This window comes from Bacillus sp. FSL R5-0439 (assembly GCF_038008805.1).
Classification (GTDB): Bacteria; Bacillota; Bacilli; order Bacillales; family Bacillaceae; genus Bacillus; species Bacillus safensis.
In genome coordinates, this window is record NZ_JBBOZW010000001.1 from 2,758,660 (window position 1) to 2,775,583 (window position 16,924).

Below are 16,924 nucleotides of genomic sequence, written 5' to 3' on the forward strand. Positions count from 1 at the left end.
TTGAAACTAAATAACCGCAGGGGGAGCTTTGTGCTGAGAGTGAACATTCGTTGTTCTGACCCTTTGAACCTGTCAGTTAATACTGAAGTAGGAATGTGGAATCACTTGGATACATATGGTGTATTCAAATCGATATGTTTTTCTATGAATAACATACTCATCCTTACACGGTCTCTCCTTGCTCAATTCATGAAAAAGGAGATTTTTTTATGCAGCAATCAAATCAATTGGTACGACTGATGGAAATCGCGATTATGACTTCACTTGCACTTGTATTAGATTACTTATCAGGTCTCTTTTTAAGAATGCCGAATGGCGGATCTCTTGCTCTGATTATGATTCCCGTTATTCTCATGTCTATTAGATGGGGGATATCTACCGGATTTATCATCGGTGTGTTAATCGCAGGTCTTCAGCTGATGAATAGCCCGATCATCGCTACACCTGTTCAAGGATTCCTCGATTACTTCGTTGCATCTGTTGTTATTTCTTTAAGCGGCTTGTTTTCTGGATTGATCAAAAAAGCCATTCAGGATCAAAAGCGAAAGCAGCAATTTTTCTATATTACCTTAGCTGTTTTTGTTGCTAGTTTCTTCAGGCTGCTGACGTTCTTTATTTCTGGCGTCGTTTTCTTTTCTCAATATGCACCGAAAGGAACACCAGGATGGGTCTACTCTTTAATTTATAACAGCACATATATGGTTCCTTCATTTATTATTTGCAGTATTGTTCTTTGTATACTCATTCCAAGTGCATCCCGTTTGGTTTTTCCTCATCAAAAATAACCGGCTGATGACAGCTGGTTATTTTTTTATGCATAATTTGCTGCTCTATGGAATCTATTAATAATAGAAGATTTCATGCTGGAGGTACGACAATGAGCCCTTACTCCATTATGCTTTGCTGTTATATTCTCAGTCTTGCTTATTTTTTGGCAGGCTTCTATGAAGCTTTAAAAATAGCAGGCGTGAAAGGAAAAGTAGAAGCTTCACCGTTTATTTCTTACATGTTGCTTGCTGTACTTTTCACTTTTTTCTCTCATTATTACTGGAAGCTGACGATTTAATTCGTTTTACATGGTTATTCAATCTAGACAACTCCCATCCATACCCTATTTCATTATGGTTCTCGCCAGCCAGCTCGAACTGGCTGGTAACGACAAAACTAGGTTGAAGCTTTTGATAAAATTGTTTCGCCGAATTCTGTTCAAACACCCATAGCAGCATATTCTGATAACCCTTTTCTATTAAATATTCCACTCCTTTTTCCATTAGAGCAATACCCGCCCCTGATTTCTGTTTCTGTTGGAATAAATAGATGGCATATAGCTCTCCATCATATGTAGAATAGCGTTCGTCACGTTGTTTTCCGAAAGTGGCAAAACCAAATACGCCATCCTCATCTTCTGCGACAAACGTGCCTTCAAGCGATCTTTTTCTCCAGCTCTCTTCCCGATCTTCAATGGTTAAACCATCTAAATACTCCTGCGAAATAATCCCTTGATAAGTCGTCTGCCAGCTTTTCACATGAATCTCGGCGATTTTTGGAATATCTTGATGTACAGCATGTCTCACCTTCATCCGCTCCACTCCTTTTAGCTTTTTCCACCTTATCTTCATTATGATAAATTTCTATTACATAGAATTCAATGACTAGCGTTTTGTCAGCACATCTTTCAATGGTTAAACCTTCTTCTATAAAAAAGTGACACCTTCTGGTGGAAGGTGTCATTTGATTTTATTGTTCTATTTGATGATCAGCTTTTTCGATTTTTCTTGGTTGTTTGATTTCATTTGTTAGTTCTTGAATGCTTTGCTTCACATTGCCTTTGCCAGAAAAATTCTCAATAATTTCTTTCACATCAATTCCAGAGGATGCTTTCAGACTCTCTTGAAGACTAGACATGAGATTTGTGGCATAGCCTGTAACTTTATTGGCACCGCTGCCTTCACCGTTACCGCCTGTATCCACAACAGTAATTTTATCAATGTTAGAAAGTGGTGCAGATACTTGCTTCGCATATTCAGGAAGCATCTTGACAATCATATCAAGGATCGCTGCCTGACCATACTGTTCGAATGCTTCCGCAATTTTCTCTTTCGCTTCGGCTTCTGCAAGTCCTTTTAGTCTAATGACTTCTGCTTCTGTTTCCCCTTTCGCACGATCCGCTTCCGCTTTGGCAAGCCCGTCTATACGAACTTTCTCAGCTTCTGCTTTGGCCATTGCTTCAATGCTATATTTCTTCGCATCTGCTTCTGCGAGACGTTTCGCTTTTTCTGCCGCAGCCGACTGCTCAACAGCATAACGGTCCGCATCTGCTTTCTTTTTCACTTCAGAATCGTATTGACGTTCACGACGCTGAATCTCTTTTTCTTCTAATTCAATTTGTTTCTGACGCTCAATGATTTTGACTTGCATTTCTTGTTCAGTTACGTGCTGACGGTTACGAGCGGTTTCTAAATCGTACGCTTGGTCAGCACTTGCTTTCGCTGTATCCTGTTCACGTCTGAATTCTGCTCTTTTCAGTTCATTAATCTTTTCTGCTTCAGCGATTTCAGTAGCACGCTCAAGCTCAGATTTCTTCGCATCTTTATCTGCTTCGGCACGTTTGATCCGTGTTTCTTTATCTGCTTCAGCTGTTGCAATATCTGCATCGCGTTTTACTTGGGCAATTCTTGGTTTACCTAGAGATTCTAAGTAGCCATTTTTATCACGAACATCTTTGATCGTAAACGAGACAATGACTAGACCCATTTTCGCTAAATCTTGAGAAGCAACGCGTTGTACTTCTTGTGAAAATTTTTCTCTGTTTTTATAAATCTCTTCAACTGTCATTGACCCTAAGATGGAACGGAGGTGACCTTCTAATACTTCTCTCGCTTCGTTTTCACGATCTTCTTTTGTTTTACCTAAAAATTGCTCTGCAGCAGTAGCAATTTCTTCAATCGATCCACCAATTTTTATGATGGCCGTTCCATCCGCCATGACCGGTACACCTTGTTCGGTATAGACTTCAGGGGTTGAAACATCTAGCTTGCTAGATAGTAAGCTGAGCGGCTCTGCTTGTTGAAAGACTGGAAGAACAAAGGTACCGCCGCCTCTTACAATCTTAATCTTGTTTCCACCTTCGTCCACGTGGACATTTTTACTTCCTAGATAACTTCCTGTCACGATTAATGCTTCATCTGGACCTGCTGTCCGATATTTAGAAACAAATACACCAATAAGTGCAATAAGAATGACAAGCACAATTCCAATGATCACTAAAATAGTTGTTCCTGGCATAGCATTCCCTCCTAGATTTCTTCATTTGGTATAACAGATAAGACGCCTTTGTTCACTTCGACAACTAGCACACGGGTTCCATATGGAATCTCCTCTTGGTCGAAGCTGACAGCTGGCTTTGAGATTTTCCCGCTGTTACTGATTAACAGCACTTCTCCAAACCCGTCTTTTGGAACAGATACAATGATCTCCCCAGTTCTTCCTTTTAAATCGGCCTCCGTATAAGAGAGAGATTCTTCAGCAGAGGAAAGCGGGACTAATACAAATACATTCAAACAGGTCACAAGGATCACTGCGAGGATGGCAGATAATAGTGCGCCAAGTCCACTTCCTACAATTGCTGTTTTTTCAGAGATAAACCCTCCAGCCGAGAAAAAGGTAAGAAATGCGAGGATCAATGTTGGTTGAAGGAATGGAACAGGGATCGCTTCAAACCATCCATCAAATACATCGCCGAAAAAGACGAAAACAAGTGTCAGGATTCCTGATATCATCAATATGTATAAATACAGCGTCTGAAGAGGCAGCCCAAACACATCCATCTTCCTCACCCTTTCTTCATGAAATGAACATCTGTTGTTTCATTTAGATCATACTCACCTCCAATGTATTCCTTGTAACAGGTAATACGAACCACTTTTGTAAAGGTTTCATATTTCATCACAATTCTTCAAAGGGATTTTCGGATAGCTCAAGAATGATTGTCATGTACCCTTATGTTAAAATTTGATCTTGAGGTGATGAAGAAAATGAGTTTATTACATGAAGCAAGACAAGAATTGTGGCACGAGCTGCAAGGTTTGAGCGAAGAACAATTGAACCAAAAATTATCTGATGATACTTGGAGTATTCAAGAGGTAGCAGATCATTTAAAGAAAATGGACCTAGTTGCAGCAAAACATCTAGCTGCTGAGGGGAAAAAAGCACCGATCAAAGAATATGAACCAAAGCCGGTGGAAATGGCAGAGGATCGTTCGAAAAAAGCCACTGCGCCTAGTATTGTTGCGCCTGAGCACAAGCATGTGACACCTACACATTTAAAGGATGAGCTCGATACAGCTCGTGAGCAGCTCAATCAAATTTTATCAACATTTACTGAGGAAGATTTCAAACGCGTCATTGCACACCCTGTGTTTAAAGAGCTATCCCTTAAGCAATATCTTGATTTTATCGGCGCACATGAAAAACGCCATATTCATCAAATCAAAGAAATTAAAGAACAACTATAAAACATAAAAAGGACTCCCTTTAGGGAGCCTTTTTTCATTGTTACACTGTTTTAGGTGTTAACTCAAAGCAGCGCGCATAAATCCATTTGTACGCTTTTTCGTTTAGATCTCTTGGGTTTCCAACTGTTTGCGGATCTTTCATCGCTTCTTTAGATAAACGGTCAATCATATCTTTTGATACACCTTGTTCTTCTAATGAAGGAATTTCTAAATCTTCTACTAAATCATACATCCAGTTCACGGCTGCTTTGGCTGCTTCCTCTGTTGTCATTCTGCTTGTATCAACCCCAAACGCTTGCGCAATTCGTGCGAATTTTTCCGGATACCCTTTCCAGTTATATTCCATCACTGGTCCCATCATCGCTGCAACACACTGACCGTGCGCGACAGGAATAATGCCTCCGAGTGTTTGGCTCATCGCATGTGCAGCGCCAGCTGATTCACTTCCATAAGAAAGCCCGGCAAGCATCGCAGCTTGTGCCATTCCATATCTGGCTTCCAAGTCCTCACCATCAGCAAAGGCACGGCGAATATAATGAGCTGCATATTCAATGGCCATGAGTGCTACCGCATCTGTAATCGGCTGAGCAAATTTCATCGTATAGCATTCAATCGCGTGAGCAAGCGCGTCAATTCCAGTCATTGCTGTCACATGAGGCGGCATGGATACATGAAGCTCTGGGTCAATCACTGTAAGATGAGCTGCAATAAGAGGACCACCTGTATTGAATTTGAATTCTCTTTCTTCATCAGTAATGACTGCCCATTGCGTCACTTCTGAACCTGTACCAGCTGTTGTCGGAATAGTGGTTAAAGGCGGGATTCTGTTTTCAAGCGGTTTTTTCCCCTCTGCCGCTTCGTAATCAAGAACTGAGCCTTCATGAGTCGCCTCTACTCCAATTGCCTTGGCTGTATCCATTGAGCTGCCGCCGCCTACTGCGACTAATCCATTACAGCCTTCTTTTTCATATAAAGCAGATCCTTCGTTCACTAGACGGACTGGCGGATTTGGCTCTACTTTATTAAATAGAACAACATCAATTTGCGCTTCTTTTAATGAAGCAATTACGGGGTACACCACGCCCGCTTGATAAATGCCGGGGTCTGTTACAAGCAATACCTTTGAAACGCCGTATGCTTTTACTTCTTCCCCGACATGTTTCACTGCACCAATGCCGTGTTTGATGACAGTCGGAATTTCAAATGTATGGAATTTCTGCATGCTTTCAATTTTCATATTTAGTGTCATATAGAATCTCCTCCAAATGCGTAATTTTTATTTAAACCAATGAACTGCTTCAGGTTTTGTATTTCGATATAAATGCTTCAGCTCGGTATATTCCTCAAGTCCCGTGCGTCCTAATTCACGCCCAATGCCTGATTGCTTGTAGCCACCCCACGGTGCTTGAGCAAAATAAGGATGGAAATCATTGATCCAAACCGTGCCTAATCTTAATTGCCGAGCCACTCTTTCGGCTTTGCTGATATCAGAAGACCACACAGCTCCTGCTAATCCATAAATCGTATCATTTGCCAGCTTGATGACTTCTTCCTCTGTATGGAAGGATTCGACTGTCAGGACAGGTCCAAAGACTTCTTCTTGCACAATCCGCATATCTGACGTGCAGCCTGAGAAAATGGTCGGCAAGTAGAAGAACCCATTTTGCAGCTCCTCTGCGTCAGGTCTTTTTCCACCTGTCTCTAACTTAGCGCCTTCTTCTAAACCGAAGCTGACGTATTTTTCTACTTTTTCTCGATGCTCAGCTGAGATGAGCGGCCCGCTCTGGGTGTCTTCATCAAAGCCGTTGCCTAGCTTGATTTTTTTCGTACGCTTCACCAGTTCTTCTAAAAATTCATCATGAATGGATTCTTCCACCAGCAAACGTGACCCTGCTGAACACACTTGCCCTGCATGGAAAAACACAGCATTCATTGCCTGGTCAACCGCTACGTCTAAATCAGCATCTTGAAACACAATATTTGGATTCTTTCCGCCAAGCTCAAGGGCTATTTTTTTCACATTACCGCTGGCTCCCTGCATAATTTTCTTCCCTGTATCAATACCGCCTGTAAATGAAATCAGATCTACTTGATCATTCACAGCAAGCTCATCTCCAACCGTTGCCCCAGGTCCAAGCACTAGATTTGCAACGCCTGCCGGAACGCCCGCTTCTTCCATGAGTTTAAATACTTTTATCGTGGTGAGTGGTGTGATTTCACTTGGCTTTAGAACGATTGTATTTCCCGCCGCAAGAGCCGGCGCGATTTTCCAGCTTGCTTGAAGCAATGGATAGTTCCAAGGAGTGATTTGTCCGCATACACCGACAGGCTCTCTGATTAATTCACTTTTCGAGTTTGGAATTGGCGATGCAATGATTTCCCCGCCATCTTTATCAGCCAATCCTGCGTAATATTGGAACACGTTTGCAATATCATCCATATCTGCCTTACTTTCCTCTAAAGTTTTGCCTGTATCAAGTGATTCCAATTTGGCTAGTTCATCAAGATCACGTCTAATCAATTCAGCTATCTTAAACACAATATTTCCTCTTTCAAGTCCAGGCATGTTTGCCCATTCCCCTTGATCGAAGGCTTTTCTCGCTGCTTTAATGGCTAGCTGCGCGTCATTTCTAGATCCTTCGCTGACTGTCGCGATCACTTCTTGATTGAACGGATTGATAATATCCCGTGTGTCGCTACTTTTAGCGCCAACCCATTGTCCGTCTATAAATAGTGTTTGACTCATAGAAGGAACCTCCTCTGATTCTTTTTGATAAGTTTGTTAAATAAAAATTTAACGTTTTGAATATAATTAACTTATCATGTTCAAATTTTTCTGTCAAAGGGGAGATATGCTTCATTTATTTTGACTTTTTGTATTCTTTCGTTAACATATAGTCCATAAAGATTTTTTTGAACGGATTGAATTCTCTTAATAGAAAGCAGGGACAAAATGAAAAAGCAGGAACAGCCGCAAGCAGAAGATCGTGTTTTAGCTGCTAAAGATCTAGTCATTGATTCCATAGCTGAAACGATGGATCTCTATGGCATTACACGAAGTGCAGGTATTCTATATGGGACGATGTATTTAAATGAGGAAATGACACTGGATGAAATGCGTGAAGAGCTGCAAATGAGTAAGCCGAGTATGAGTACAGGTGTGAAAAAGCTGCAAGACATGAATATTGTCAAAAAAACGTTTCACCGGGGCCGAAGAAAACACAGCTTTGTTGCTGAAAAAGACTTTTTTAAGTTTTTCACTAACTTTTTTCCGCAAAAATGGGAACGAGAGGTCGAGGTCAATTTAACAGCAATTGAAGAAGCGCAAGAGCAGCTTCAAGAGGTGGCGCATGATGATCAGCTGGAGGAACATGTAAGAGAGGAAGCGCAGCAGCTCATTGAGCAGCTTGAGAGCTCAAAAGCCTATTATGACTGGTTGAGACGATTAGCCCATTCTGTTCATTCTGGCGAAATCTTTGACTATATTCCAATTGAGCAGAAGGAAAAATAGGCGATGTGTTTACGTTTTACAGCTTGAATTTCACAGGAGGATTGATTATAATAAATTATGTCGTCATACCTCGGGGCATTAGCTCAGCTGGGAGAGCGCTACGCTGGCAGCGTAGAGGTCAGCGGTTCGATCCCGCTATGCTCCATACGAAAAACCATTCTTGAGAAATCAAGGATGGTTTTTTTATGTACATATCTCTTATGCTTGTTCTTTGTTTTTTCGTATTCTTAATCAATTTATGATGCGGTATGTAATCACAGAAAGATAAGTTAGGATGAGAATGATTGTATAGGACACAGGAAAATCGCTCGTCATTCCGTGATAAATGAAATAGATGAGTAACGCTGACAGCATGATGATTTGGAACAGTTCTTTTTTCATTTTTCTCTCCTCTCATGATAGTGATTTGGTTGATTATATCACACATGATGTCATTTTTTGTTAGCTATCAGCAAGGAAGCATTTCCTCACTTGCTGATAGCACTTTTTATAGATCGTCACTTCTTCAGCAATTGTTCGATTTTGTTCTTCGTCTTCGGTCCGTAAATTCCGTCTGCCGCTAAGCCGTTCATGAGCTGAAACCGCTTGACTGCATTCGCTGTTTTCGGTCCATAATAGCCGTCAATCCCGTTGTTTTTTGCCCCTTTGTCTGGGTAAAAATAGAGGGATGATAAGGCTTTTTGCACAGCAGTGACTTGAGGGCCTTTTGTTAAGGGCTTGGTTACTTTTAAAATGCCAGATGGCAGGTTTGACGATTTCTGTTTGGAAGCGGGTGCTTTGTGGCTCAAGCTTTCTGCCTGAACTGGTTTTCTTGTGCTTTTGCTGCCGGTATGCGCTGTGGCTATGCCAGCTTTAAACTGATCCCATCGTCCGAGAAGTTTCCTTGGACACTCTTTCCCGCTCCAATGTTTATGAGGCACTACATTTGATAAAGGAATCCCCAAATCTCCTATCAGCTTGCGAATGAGCCATTGGGCATTTTCGACTGCTTGTTCAAAGTTACCGTCTGCATTTTCACAAATTTCAATTCCAATTGACTTCATATTGCCGGTGCCTCTGCCATCCCCTGCATGCCAGCCGTTTTCGTTTAACGGTAAATGCTGATAAATCACCTGATCATCAACAGTGTAATGCCAACTGACACCGGTACTTGAACGTGCAACAAACGCTGCATGACTGGCCGCATTAGCACCTTTTGCACTATTTGACGTATTATGCACTGTAATATAGAGCGGCTTCATCGTGTTTCCTGGTCTGTTGCGATGTTGTTTTGGGATCAATGCTTGAATGATTTTCACCATGTCGTTTCTCCTTCAAGTATTATTTTGTTAGCCCTCTTTGTTTCAGAGCATCTTTTTGTAATTGTCCTTTGTAGGTCACATAATTATTTTTAAACCAAGCGATAACCGCTGTGACCATAGTAAAAATTGTAGAACCTGCCACATAAAGTGCCTCACCTGCGGTTTGTACTTGCTCCTCACTAATCGGCAGCACCGTCTGTCCAAACATGACAAGCGTTTGATTGATCAGAGCAATAAAAAGAAGCACTGTGCGAATCACAGTGCCTTTGTCGAATGTTTTCATGATCTTTCCTCCTATTTTAAATTTCGTTCTATTTTGTCGAGTTTGTCGATCACGACGTCATACTTTTCACTAAACTTTGCTAACACATCATTTTGCGCCTCGATTTGCTCATTGAGCTTGTTTTCTCGTTCCTTTGTTGTGTTTAATACGTAAAACAGCACCCAACAAAACAACACTGCAAACGGTCCTTGTGTCATTAAATATTGAGTCAAATCCATTTCCACTGCACTCACCTACTCCCTCACTTTGCGCGTCTTTAAAGAAGGCAAAATAAAAACGCCTATTCAGCGTTTGTTGGATATTCTTCTTTTGTTATTTCTTTGTATTGTTCCGGCGTAATCTTCTCGAAACGAACAAATTTTGCTACATCTTCATTTTCATAACACTTCCATTGATAGAACAATGAAATACTACGGAACCAATCCAATTAAATGACCCCCTTTTCATTCAGCAACATGATAAGTTCTGATATTGTTTTTGATTGTTCTTCTACTCTCTTTTCTGACTCTGACAGCTGCTGAAGCAGATCAGCATTTTGCTGTTTTAATAGATCAATTTCTGATGGTGGCAGCGGTTTTGGCTGCAAGCTATCAATGTATTCCTGTGTTGCCGACTCATACCATGCTCTTTTCGTTTCATTGTATTTACCTTTGTACAAACCATCTTGAGGTCTTACATCTGTATATCCTTTTGGGATGTCTGCATCCTCTTCAATTTCTATTTCTTCCCCTGGAAGGTAATTGAATTTTTCGTCGTATTTATATATCCAGTTCATTTCATCCCTCCTGTGCCGCCATGAATTTAAAGCCGAAAGTAATAAATTCATTTGGGTTTGTTGAATTGGAGACACTTTGTATATACACATTACCATCAGTATCAATATGTGTTCTGTGTGTTTGTGGTGTTGAACCAGCACCAATACTAGATGCTACCCCTATGAAATGCATTCCCTGTATAGGACGATAACCACTTGGCAATGTAAAAACAGGTACTTCAAAACCGATAGTCCCCCCTGTAATAGAACCAATTAACTCTACCTCTCCAAATGGATTCTTATAAAATTGCACTTTTTGAGTGCCGTATTGTTTCCATCCGTTTATTATTGTTGTCGGGGATTTCCATTCTATTTGCTCTGCGCTGGTTAACAAACGTTCCCATTTTGACCATACGCTATTTACAACTGTTTTTCGCCATGTTCGGCCGAGATTATCAAAAGCAATAATAGAACCGTAGTTTCCTGCACTATTACATACCCAAACCCCTCGTAAAGCAACACCTGGTCCGTTAATAGCTGATGTGTCTGAGGTGAAATGAACAAAACCTTTATAACGAGGTAGTATGTCATGAAAATCAACAGAATTGATTATGTGAAATTTTCCAAAACCATCTGGATTGGTAATAGGAAATGCTTGAATAGCATTTAAATCTTTAACTGTGAGCTGCCTTTCCCATTCAGTCCATGTATAGTCAGTCTTCCTGATTCTATAAAAAGAGTTCAGACCATTGACTGCATCATAGATAGCTTGTAGCAGGGTATTCCCATAACTGATAACAATCATAAACGCCCTTTTGATCTCTTTTGGACCATTTAGACCTGCATTATAAACGAGATACATTCCTGTTTCCGTAATTTCGTTATAGTCGGTGGTCTCACTTGTACCTTTATAAAAGGGTTGACCGTTATCCCTTGTAATTTTATGAAGCTGACTGTTGTTCCATTTATCTTTTTCAGCTGCTGTCGGAATCTGAGTCCAAGTGATAGATAAATGGCTAGAATTATAGTAGAAGTAATATGCATTGCCTGATGTATCTATCGCAAAGCCTGTTCCAATGTTATTTTGTCCCACTGTCTGTATCCCTCTAATAGCGAATTGTGAAGGGCTATCCTCTATTCCACTGGGCGCATAAAATGTACATGTCCCTTTGTCTTTAATTGAGTCATAAATTTTTGTGCCGGCAGGAATATTTAAAAGTTGTACTCCATTATCTCCTGTAATTTTATACAGCTGCGACTCATTCCATTTCTTTTTTTCTACTTCTGAAGAGTGTTGGCTAGAATCATCGATATGAAGAGTTAATTGTTCTGATATACCAGTGTCGTTATAAAGCAATGTTTTCAACATATCGTTGAATAGATCAGCATGAGCTTTATCACTCGTTTCAAAAGAACGAGGAGTTTTTATATCCAATTTGTTCTCTCCTTTGTTTCAATGAGATTGAGAATAATTTATGATTTATTAGTTTTTTAACGCCATCGGAATCACCTTTTTTCCGGCAAAAAAATAAAGCCATTAGGCTTCGTATTTGTCTCCTGTTATGTCTTGATAGTCATCTGCCGAAATCCAGCCAATGCTTACATAAAATGCAATGTCCTCTGGGCCGTAACATTGCCAGTCCCAAAATTGTTTGATATCTGCTACAGTCGGAAACATCATTCTGATTCAGCTCCTTTAAAAATAGCAAATAGCTGCGTTAATTGTTTTGATAACAAAGCATTTTGTTTTTTCAAAAGCTCTATATCATTTGGCGGGAGAGGGGCTGGTTTTAGGCTATCTATATACTCCTGTGTCGCTGATTCATACCATTGTTGTTTTTCCACATCAAAAGCAGCTTTATAAAAAGAAGGATTATTGGGTGGAGCAATTGTTGTGCATTGATCTGGAATGACATAATTACCTTCATCATCCCTTTCGAACACTTCGATAGGTCTGACCAATTCATTTTGATGATTGTATTCATAGGCTTGTATCATCTTTATCACTTCCTTAATTTAATGGGACGACTGTGTCTAAATAGTATCCAGTTACTGCACTGTTATTCACTGCATGTAAACCGGTTAATTTTAGCTCTCCTGTCTTATATATATATAATTTACTATGACCGGTTGTACCCGATACTGGTACTGATACTACTATGCCTTTATCAGGTAATCCATTAATTGGAATTTTACCACAAATAACTTCTCTATTCGCTACTAGATGACCTCTCAACAATAATAAGTTTCCCCATTTAACATATTGAACTGGTCTGTCACCAATAGAAGAACCATTATCTAATGTGACATCTAGCCACTTGACACTTTCAAAATCAGCATCAGTTACTATTTTTTTCCATCCTTTGAAAACACCGTCAGTATGAACAGTACCAAACCAATGAGTGTTGTCATAACTTCTAATGATATGAATAGTCTTTCTACCATTTACAGTTTCTAAGATATCGATATTAAACCAAGAAGAATCATTATCGACAGGCATATTTAAAACATTAGATCCAACAGCAAAGTAAAATCCGGATGGCAGCGTTAAAATATCGGTACCTATTGGCATTGAAAGTCTTAATCCCTTTGAGTTTAATAGGTTATGGTCATTGAGACGTTTCCAACCGCTCCACTCTTGTTGGGTACCTGTTACATCAGTTGTAGAACGGTTAATATAGACATCTCCTGTATTGTTTGCACCGATGACCCAGCCGTAGGTATTTTCACTAAAAACAGACAAAGCCCTCATGGAACTTCTTGTCGGAAGATCTGGATGTGCTTCATGGATGTACCATGAGTGAACTCCAGGCAATTTTATCAATTTATCTAAAATACTAGGATCATCTGCATTAATTCTTTCAAAAGCTTTTCCATCATCAGCAGTGATTTTAGATAATTGTCCCGCATCCCATTTGTTTTTTTCATTTTGAGTCGGCATTTGCACCCAGTTGATTCCAATGTCTTTTACATGATAGGAAAAACAAAATGAGTTGCCTGATGTGTCAATTGCAATTCCTACTCCAATATTATTTTGGCCTACAAATTGAAAGCCTCTTAATGCCGCATTTCCAACAGCAGGAGAATCAACTACTCCAGAACCTCCTGGGGCATAGAATGAGCAAGCACCTAGCGCTTTAATTTCCTCATAGATACTGCCACCAGCAGGGATATTAATCAATTGGGACCCGTTATCATTTGTTAGTTTATATAGCTGTGATTCATTCCATTTCTTCTTTTCTGAACCAGAGACGTGAGGGTTTGTATCTCCCGTATGAAGGTTGAATTGTTCTAATAGTTCCTGATCATTTTCAATCAAAATATTCACTAGATTGTTAAAGAGATCTGCATGAGCCTTATCGCTCGTCCTAAAAGGTTGAGGTGTTTTTATGATCTTTTTCTCCTTTCAAAAAACTATTATTATTTAGACGATGTTATGCATTGAACTTATGTTCTCGTTCCTTTGTTGTATTATGCACATAAAACAGAATCCAGTGGACCTTGTGTCATTAAGTTTTGAACGACAGCTACCTCCGATTTGTTCACACACTTTCAATCCTATCTTAGCTGTGACAAGGTAACATAAGCTCTATTTACCGTAATTGTTCTCCCAGTGTTTTTGGGTGTAATATAAAATGTTAATTTGTCTCCTGCTTTAAACTTTTGTTGAAGGTACAATACACATATACTTGATGAGATAACAGGATTCCAATTACCTAATCGTTGAAATTCTGTACCATTCACATAACATGACAAAATGCTATCTGATCCAACAGGAATGTTATTGCTATTAAGATAAAGCCTAATTAAATACAGACCATTGTTTTTCAGTGTAATTTCAGCGCGCGAACGATTATACTCTCCTAAATCGTCTGATCTTGTATCACCAAAATTCAGTTTTGTTGGAACGTTTTCAACGGCTGATACAGAAGAATTATCGAGATCATACGTATCAACAAAAGAAGTATTATCCATATCCTCCTTTGTTAAAACACGTTTCCAGCCTTGCCACCCCAAATTTAAATCAAGATAGTTTGTATACATGTAATTGTTATAATCTATTGCTATGACCCATCCAAATGTACCTTTTCCATTACTATCTTGAGAAGTAAAATGAAACATACCACGACAAGATCTTATTGTTGGGCTGTTTAATGCTTTACCTGTGGCATAAAATGTACCATGCTTCGGGCCTAAAGAAACAACCTTTTCGAGTAAATCTTCACCATCAGAAACAGATAGAATCACCCCTCCATTATCTGAGGTGATCTTAGATAATTGTCCATCATTCCATTTATTTCTTTCAGCATTTGAAGGGAGCTTTGTCCAGTTAATAGCGGTATCTGCAGCATTATAGTAAAAACTATAAGCATTACCAGCAATATCTACAGCAAAGCCAGTACCAATGTTATCTTGACCTACTGTCTGTAATCCTCTCAATGAAATATTTGCTGGGGAATCTTCTACTCCAGAAGCTGCGTAAAAAGTACACGTTCCTTTCCCTTTTATCGCATCAAAAATCTTAGTATCAGCTGGCACATTAATTAACTGACTTCCATTATCCGCTGTAATCTTATAGCTCTGAGAATCGTTCCATTTCTTCTTTTCTGCTTCAGATGCATGTGGATTTATATCTTTCATATGTTGATTGATTGCTTCTAATAGACCCACATCATTGTCAAGAAAGGCCTCAACCATGTCATTAAATAGATCAGCATGGGCTTTATCAGTTGTTTTAAAAGTGCGTGGTGTCTTAATCTCCATGATCATTCTCCTTTCAAATCTATGCTTGGTTCTATTTCTTTCAGCTGCTCTAAAGTGAGCATCCTTTGCTCATATCCTGCATTTAGATCTTCCATAGAACAATCACCTAATTCAACTGCTTCTTTGACCAATTCAGGTGTCACCCATTGGAAATATAATGCCATGACCCAATAATTCATGTTTCACCCTCTCCTTTACTGAAAAGGATCTCATTTTTTAGCGCTTTTAGTTCGTTTGTTAGAAGATCACATTTGTGTTCAAGTTGTTTCCTCATCAACTTTTCTTTTGCTACTTCTTGCGCTAGATAATCTAGTGGAAGAGGGGGTTGATACCTCAGAATGGTTTGAGATTCCTCCCACCATTTTTTCAACTCTTCTACCGTTGGCTTTGGCACATCTAGATACCACTCATTTATATACGAACCGTCGCCGTCATTTCTTAGTTCAAAATCCTTTTGCGGGTCCGCACTAGGGTATTTATACTTAATGGCTTCATATAAAATCATCAGAACCCTCCTACACTCTCGGGAAATTACGGCCACCTAATTCTGTAATATCGAAATAGTTGTACCAACCTGAATTATCAGATATATAACGATCGGAATTTCCCGCATAGCCTATATACATGTAGATTTCAATGTAATCTCCTTTATTCGCTGGAACATTCGCAGCTCCATATAAACCTATATCAAGTTTTGCTGTTTCAGAGGGTGTGGCAGGGAGATGTCTATAATGAGATATATTTTTATAATTTTTACCATTTAAAAAGATAGACAGCTCAAAGTTTGCATACATTTGAAACGTCTCAATATAAACTCCAGCGTTTACTAGGTACATTCCGTTTTCCGGACAAATAAAACGACTATTTTTTATATCAAAATTATTGTGACTATCTTTGATTTTTCGATTAAAAAGGATTTTTTGTCGCTCAGCATTATTAAGCAGCTGCTTCCCAGTTGTACCAATGTTCGTATGAAGAAAACCAGAGATTTTGTGCCACTCAGTCCACCCAGAAGCGATATACCATTGTCTAAACCAAATACCAGTACTAGTAAAATAACTATTTGTTTCATTACCGTTGCCATAATAATATTGTACAAAACGATACTCATTCATTTTTTCGTTCTTCACAAAACCTAATTTTGTAGGATATCCAGTATCATTGGCTATAGCCATGAACGTAATCCCATTTGGATATTGCTCACCGCTGACTGATGCATCTTGAATGGCATGATCACCTGTTAAGATGAACAAACTTTCATTTGTGATTCCTTCTATCTGTCTACTGAGTGCATGATCGTTCTCTACAAGTGTGTCGACCATCTGGTTAAACAAGTTGGCATGGGCTTTGTCAGTGGTTTCAAACGGTAAAGGTGATTTTATGTCCACTTCATTTTCCCTCCATTAATAAATATCATCAATCTCAAAAACAAATTCAATGTCGCCGTCTTTTTGTTTGTCTGTCATGGTGCGGATGGCGGTGAATTTGCCGTCTTCGTCGACAAGTGCTAGTTCGTTGATCACTTCTCCTGCCAGTTCTCCTTCGGCGATTGTGCAGGTGTAGCGAATTTTTGCTGGTTCCATGAAGGTAAATGAATCAATATTTTTTTGGACTAGTTCCTTTTTAAGTGCTTGTTCGGTACCGTCGAGAGAGATCGGTTTTCCATCCTTCGTTCCCCCATTTCCAAATGCCATTTTGACGACTTTTGTGAGTTTTGTTCCTTCTGCTCTTGCCTTTGCCATTTGTTGACGTGCATACAGTGTTGTTACGGTTAATTGATCAGCCATTGTGATCCTC

Annotated in this window: 23 protein-coding genes, 1 tRNA gene and 1 riboswitch; of the genes, 4 read left to right on the top strand and 20 right to left on the bottom strand. The window is 39.6% G+C overall.

The annotated features are described in order from the left end of the window. Nucleotides 1–9 precede the first annotated feature (9 nt). A riboswitch (TPP riboswitch) is annotated at nt 10–111 on the top strand. Nucleotides 112–209: 98 nt separating this feature from the next. Then, nucleotides 210–785, top strand: coding sequence for an energy-coupled thiamine transporter ThiT (gene thiT, locus NST59_RS14240; RefSeq protein ID WP_039180928.1), 576 nt, complete (start codon nt 210–212; stop codon nt 783–785). 240 nt (nt 786–1,025) lie between these two features. On the opposite strand, the gene NST59_RS14245 is transcribed toward thiT, so the two are convergent. The 3 genes from NST59_RS14245 to NST59_RS14255 all read right to left on the bottom strand — a co-directional run bounded on the left by NST59_RS14245 (nt 1,026) and on the right by NST59_RS14255 (nt 3,827). Beyond that, nucleotides 1,026–1,580, bottom strand: a complete 555-nt coding sequence (locus NST59_RS14245) for a GNAT family N-acetyltransferase (RefSeq protein WP_047204081.1) — start codon at nt 1,578–1,580, stop codon at nt 1,026–1,028. Nucleotides 1,581–1,737: 157 nt separating this feature from the next. Beyond that, nucleotides 1,738–3,285 carry a flotillin family protein gene (locus tag NST59_RS14250; protein WP_047204080.1) on the bottom strand — a complete coding sequence of 516 codons (1,548 nt, stop codon included), beginning with the start codon at nt 3,283–3,285 and terminating at the stop codon, nt 1,738–1,740. 11 nt (nt 3,286–3,296) lie between these two features. Further along, the gene (locus tag NST59_RS14255) at nt 3,297–3,827 is read right to left on the bottom strand and encodes a hypothetical protein (RefSeq protein ID WP_047204079.1); all 531 of its coding nucleotides are present in this window, start codon (nt 3,825–3,827) and stop codon (nt 3,297–3,299) included. Nucleotides 3,828–4,034: 207 nt separating this feature from the next. Between NST59_RS14255 and NST59_RS14260 the strand changes: the two genes are divergently transcribed. After that, nucleotides 4,035–4,514 carry a DinB family protein gene (locus tag NST59_RS14260; RefSeq protein WP_180272435.1) on the top strand — a complete coding sequence of 160 codons (480 nt, stop codon included), beginning with the start codon at nt 4,035–4,037 and terminating at the stop codon, nt 4,512–4,514. Between the two features lie 40 nt (nt 4,515–4,554). On the opposite strand, the gene NST59_RS14265 is transcribed toward NST59_RS14260, so the two are convergent. Together NST59_RS14265 and betB are read right to left on the bottom strand one after the other, a co-directional pair. Continuing rightward, nucleotides 4,555–5,763 carry an iron-containing alcohol dehydrogenase gene (locus tag NST59_RS14265; protein WP_327842200.1) on the bottom strand — a complete coding sequence of 403 codons (1,209 nt, stop codon included), beginning with the start codon at nt 5,761–5,763 and terminating at the stop codon, nt 4,555–4,557. Between the two features lie 27 nt (nt 5,764–5,790). Next, the gene (betB, locus tag NST59_RS14270; protein ID WP_058838032.1) at nt 5,791–7,260 is read right to left on the bottom strand and encodes a betaine-aldehyde dehydrogenase; all 1,470 of its coding nucleotides are present in this window, start codon (nt 7,258–7,260) and stop codon (nt 5,791–5,793) included. A 207-nt stretch (nt 7,261–7,467) separates the two neighbouring features. On the opposite strand from betB, the gene cudC reads away from it, so the two are divergent. Together cudC and NST59_RS14280 are read left to right on the top strand one after the other, a co-directional pair. Beyond that, complete coding sequence (cudC, locus tag NST59_RS14275; RefSeq protein WP_341040785.1) at nt 7,468–8,025, top strand: choline uptake/conversion transcriptional regulator CudC; 558 nt, start codon at nt 7,468–7,470, stop codon at nt 8,023–8,025. Between the two features lie 72 nt (nt 8,026–8,097). Then, nucleotides 8,098–8,170 (top strand) — tRNA-Ala (locus NST59_RS14280). An 86-nt stretch (nt 8,171–8,256) separates the two neighbouring features. Here NST59_RS14280 and NST59_RS14285 read toward each other — a convergent pair. From NST59_RS14285 to NST59_RS14355, 15 genes are all read right to left on the bottom strand, one after another. Next, nucleotides 8,257–8,406, bottom strand: coding sequence for a hypothetical protein (locus NST59_RS14285; RefSeq protein WP_185847156.1), 150 nt, complete (start codon nt 8,404–8,406; stop codon nt 8,257–8,259). Nucleotides 8,407–8,522: 116 nt separating this feature from the next. Beyond that, on the bottom strand, nt 8,523–9,326 hold the full coding sequence (locus tag NST59_RS14290) for a peptidoglycan recognition protein family protein (RefSeq protein ID WP_144490218.1): 804 nt from the start codon (nt 9,324–9,326) through the stop codon (nt 8,523–8,525). Between the two features lie 19 nt (nt 9,327–9,345). Then, nucleotides 9,346–9,609, bottom strand: a complete 264-nt coding sequence (locus NST59_RS14295) for a phage holin (RefSeq protein ID WP_019743388.1) — start codon at nt 9,607–9,609, stop codon at nt 9,346–9,348. An 11-nt stretch (nt 9,610–9,620) separates the two neighbouring features. After that, nucleotides 9,621–9,833, bottom strand: coding sequence for a BhlA/UviB family holin-like peptide (locus NST59_RS14300; RefSeq protein ID WP_008344062.1), 213 nt, complete (start codon nt 9,831–9,833; stop codon nt 9,621–9,623). Nucleotides 9,834–9,889: 56 nt separating this feature from the next. Beyond that, nucleotides 9,890–10,036, bottom strand: coding sequence for an XkdX family protein (locus NST59_RS14305; RefSeq protein WP_008361668.1), 147 nt, complete (start codon nt 10,034–10,036; stop codon nt 9,890–9,892). Then, the gene (locus tag NST59_RS14310; protein WP_058838035.1) at nt 10,037–10,384 is read right to left on the bottom strand and encodes a hypothetical protein; all 348 of its coding nucleotides are present in this window, start codon (nt 10,382–10,384) and stop codon (nt 10,037–10,039) included. A 1-nt stretch (nt 10,385) separates the two neighbouring features. Continuing rightward, the gene (locus NST59_RS14315) at nt 10,386–11,798 is read right to left on the bottom strand and encodes a hypothetical protein (RefSeq protein ID WP_144490216.1); all 1,413 of its coding nucleotides are present in this window, start codon (nt 11,796–11,798) and stop codon (nt 10,386–10,388) included. Between the two features lie 102 nt (nt 11,799–11,900). After that, the gene (locus NST59_RS14320) at nt 11,901–12,044 is read right to left on the bottom strand and encodes an XkdX family protein (RefSeq protein WP_034624530.1); all 144 of its coding nucleotides are present in this window, start codon (nt 12,042–12,044) and stop codon (nt 11,901–11,903) included. Next, nucleotides 12,041–12,361: a hypothetical protein gene (locus tag NST59_RS14325; RefSeq protein ID WP_126682237.1), complete on the bottom strand. Its 321-nt coding sequence runs from the start codon at nt 12,359–12,361 to the stop codon at nt 12,041–12,043. Before NST59_RS14325 ends, NST59_RS14320 begins: the two co-directional genes overlap by 4 nt. A 13-nt stretch (nt 12,362–12,374) precedes the next feature. Beyond that, nucleotides 12,375–13,691, bottom strand: coding sequence for a hypothetical protein (locus tag NST59_RS14330; protein WP_247543660.1), 1,317 nt, complete (start codon nt 13,689–13,691; stop codon nt 12,375–12,377). Nucleotides 13,692–13,921: 230 nt separating this feature from the next. After that, nucleotides 13,922–15,127, bottom strand: coding sequence for a hypothetical protein (locus NST59_RS14335; RefSeq protein WP_126682239.1), 1,206 nt, complete (start codon nt 15,125–15,127; stop codon nt 13,922–13,924). Between the two features lie 2 nt (nt 15,128–15,129). Further along, nucleotides 15,130–15,306, bottom strand: coding sequence for a phage portal protein (locus NST59_RS14340; RefSeq protein ID WP_073979164.1), 177 nt, complete (start codon nt 15,304–15,306; stop codon nt 15,130–15,132). Then, entirely contained in the window at nt 15,303–15,632 is a 330-nt protein-coding gene (locus tag NST59_RS14345) for an XkdW family protein (RefSeq protein WP_126682240.1), read from the bottom strand. Before NST59_RS14345 ends, NST59_RS14340 begins: the two co-directional genes overlap by 4 nt. 10 nt (nt 15,633–15,642) lie before the next feature. Beyond that, nucleotides 15,643–16,515 carry a hypothetical protein gene (locus tag NST59_RS14350; protein ID WP_144490211.1) on the bottom strand — a complete coding sequence of 291 codons (873 nt, stop codon included), beginning with the start codon at nt 16,513–16,515 and terminating at the stop codon, nt 15,643–15,645. 15 nt (nt 16,516–16,530) lie between these two features. Next, nucleotides 16,531–16,914: a phage tail-collar fiber domain-containing protein gene (locus NST59_RS14355; protein WP_047203992.1), complete on the bottom strand. Its 384-nt coding sequence runs from the start codon at nt 16,912–16,914 to the stop codon at nt 16,531–16,533. Nucleotides 16,915–16,924: the final 10 nt, after the last annotated feature.

Excerpts from the sequence above, each read along its gene's own strand:
- thiT (WP_039180928.1), top strand. The coding sequence starts at position 210 with ATGCAGCAATCAAATCAATTGGTACGACTGATGGAAATCGCGATTATG.
- NST59_RS14245 (WP_047204081.1), bottom strand. The coding sequence starts at position 1,580 with ATGAAGGTGAGACATGCTGTACATCAAGATATTCCAAAAATCGCCGAG.
- NST59_RS14250 (WP_047204080.1), bottom strand. The coding sequence starts at position 3,285 with ATGCCAGGAACAACTATTTTAGTGATCATTGGAATTGTGCTTGTCATT.
- NST59_RS14255 (WP_047204079.1), bottom strand. The coding sequence starts at position 3,827 with ATGGATGTGTTTGGGCTGCCTCTTCAGACGCTGTATTTATACATATTG.
- NST59_RS14260 (WP_180272435.1), top strand. The coding sequence starts at position 4,035 with ATGAGTTTATTACATGAAGCAAGACAAGAATTGTGGCACGAGCTGCAA.
- NST59_RS14265 (WP_327842200.1), bottom strand. The coding sequence starts at position 5,763 with ATGACACTAAATATGAAAATTGAAAGCATGCAGAAATTCCATACATTT.
- betB (WP_058838032.1), bottom strand. The coding sequence starts at position 7,260 with ATGAGTCAAACACTATTTATAGACGGACAATGGGTTGGCGCTAAAAGT.
- cudC (WP_341040785.1), top strand. The coding sequence starts at position 7,468 with ATGAAAAAGCAGGAACAGCCGCAAGCAGAAGATCGTGTTTTAGCTGCT.
- NST59_RS14285 (WP_185847156.1), bottom strand. The coding sequence starts at position 8,406 with ATGAAAAAAGAACTGTTCCAAATCATCATGCTGTCAGCGTTACTCATC.
- NST59_RS14290 (WP_144490218.1), bottom strand. The coding sequence starts at position 9,326 with ATGGTGAAAATCATTCAAGCATTGATCCCAAAACAACATCGCAACAGA.
- NST59_RS14295 (WP_019743388.1), bottom strand. The coding sequence starts at position 9,609 with ATGAAAACATTCGACAAAGGCACTGTGATTCGCACAGTGCTTCTTTTT.
- NST59_RS14310 (WP_058838035.1), bottom strand. The coding sequence starts at position 10,384 with ATGAACTGGATATATAAATACGACGAAAAATTCAATTACCTTCCAGGG.
- NST59_RS14320 (WP_034624530.1), bottom strand. The coding sequence starts at position 12,044 with ATGATGTTTCCGACTGTAGCAGATATCAAACAATTTTGGGACTGGCAA.
- NST59_RS14325 (WP_126682237.1), bottom strand. The coding sequence starts at position 12,361 with ATGATACAAGCCTATGAATACAATCATCAAAATGAATTGGTCAGACCT.
- NST59_RS14335 (WP_126682239.1), bottom strand. The coding sequence starts at position 15,127 with ATGGAGATTAAGACACCACGCACTTTTAAAACAACTGATAAAGCCCAT.
- NST59_RS14340 (WP_073979164.1), bottom strand. The coding sequence starts at position 15,306 with ATGAATTATTGGGTCATGGCATTATATTTCCAATGGGTGACACCTGAA.
- NST59_RS14345 (WP_126682240.1), bottom strand. The coding sequence starts at position 15,632 with ATGATTTTATATGAAGCCATTAAGTATAAATACCCTAGTGCGGACCCG.
- NST59_RS14355 (WP_047203992.1), bottom strand. The coding sequence starts at position 16,914 with ATGGCTGATCAATTAACCGTAACAACACTGTATGCACGTCAACAAATG.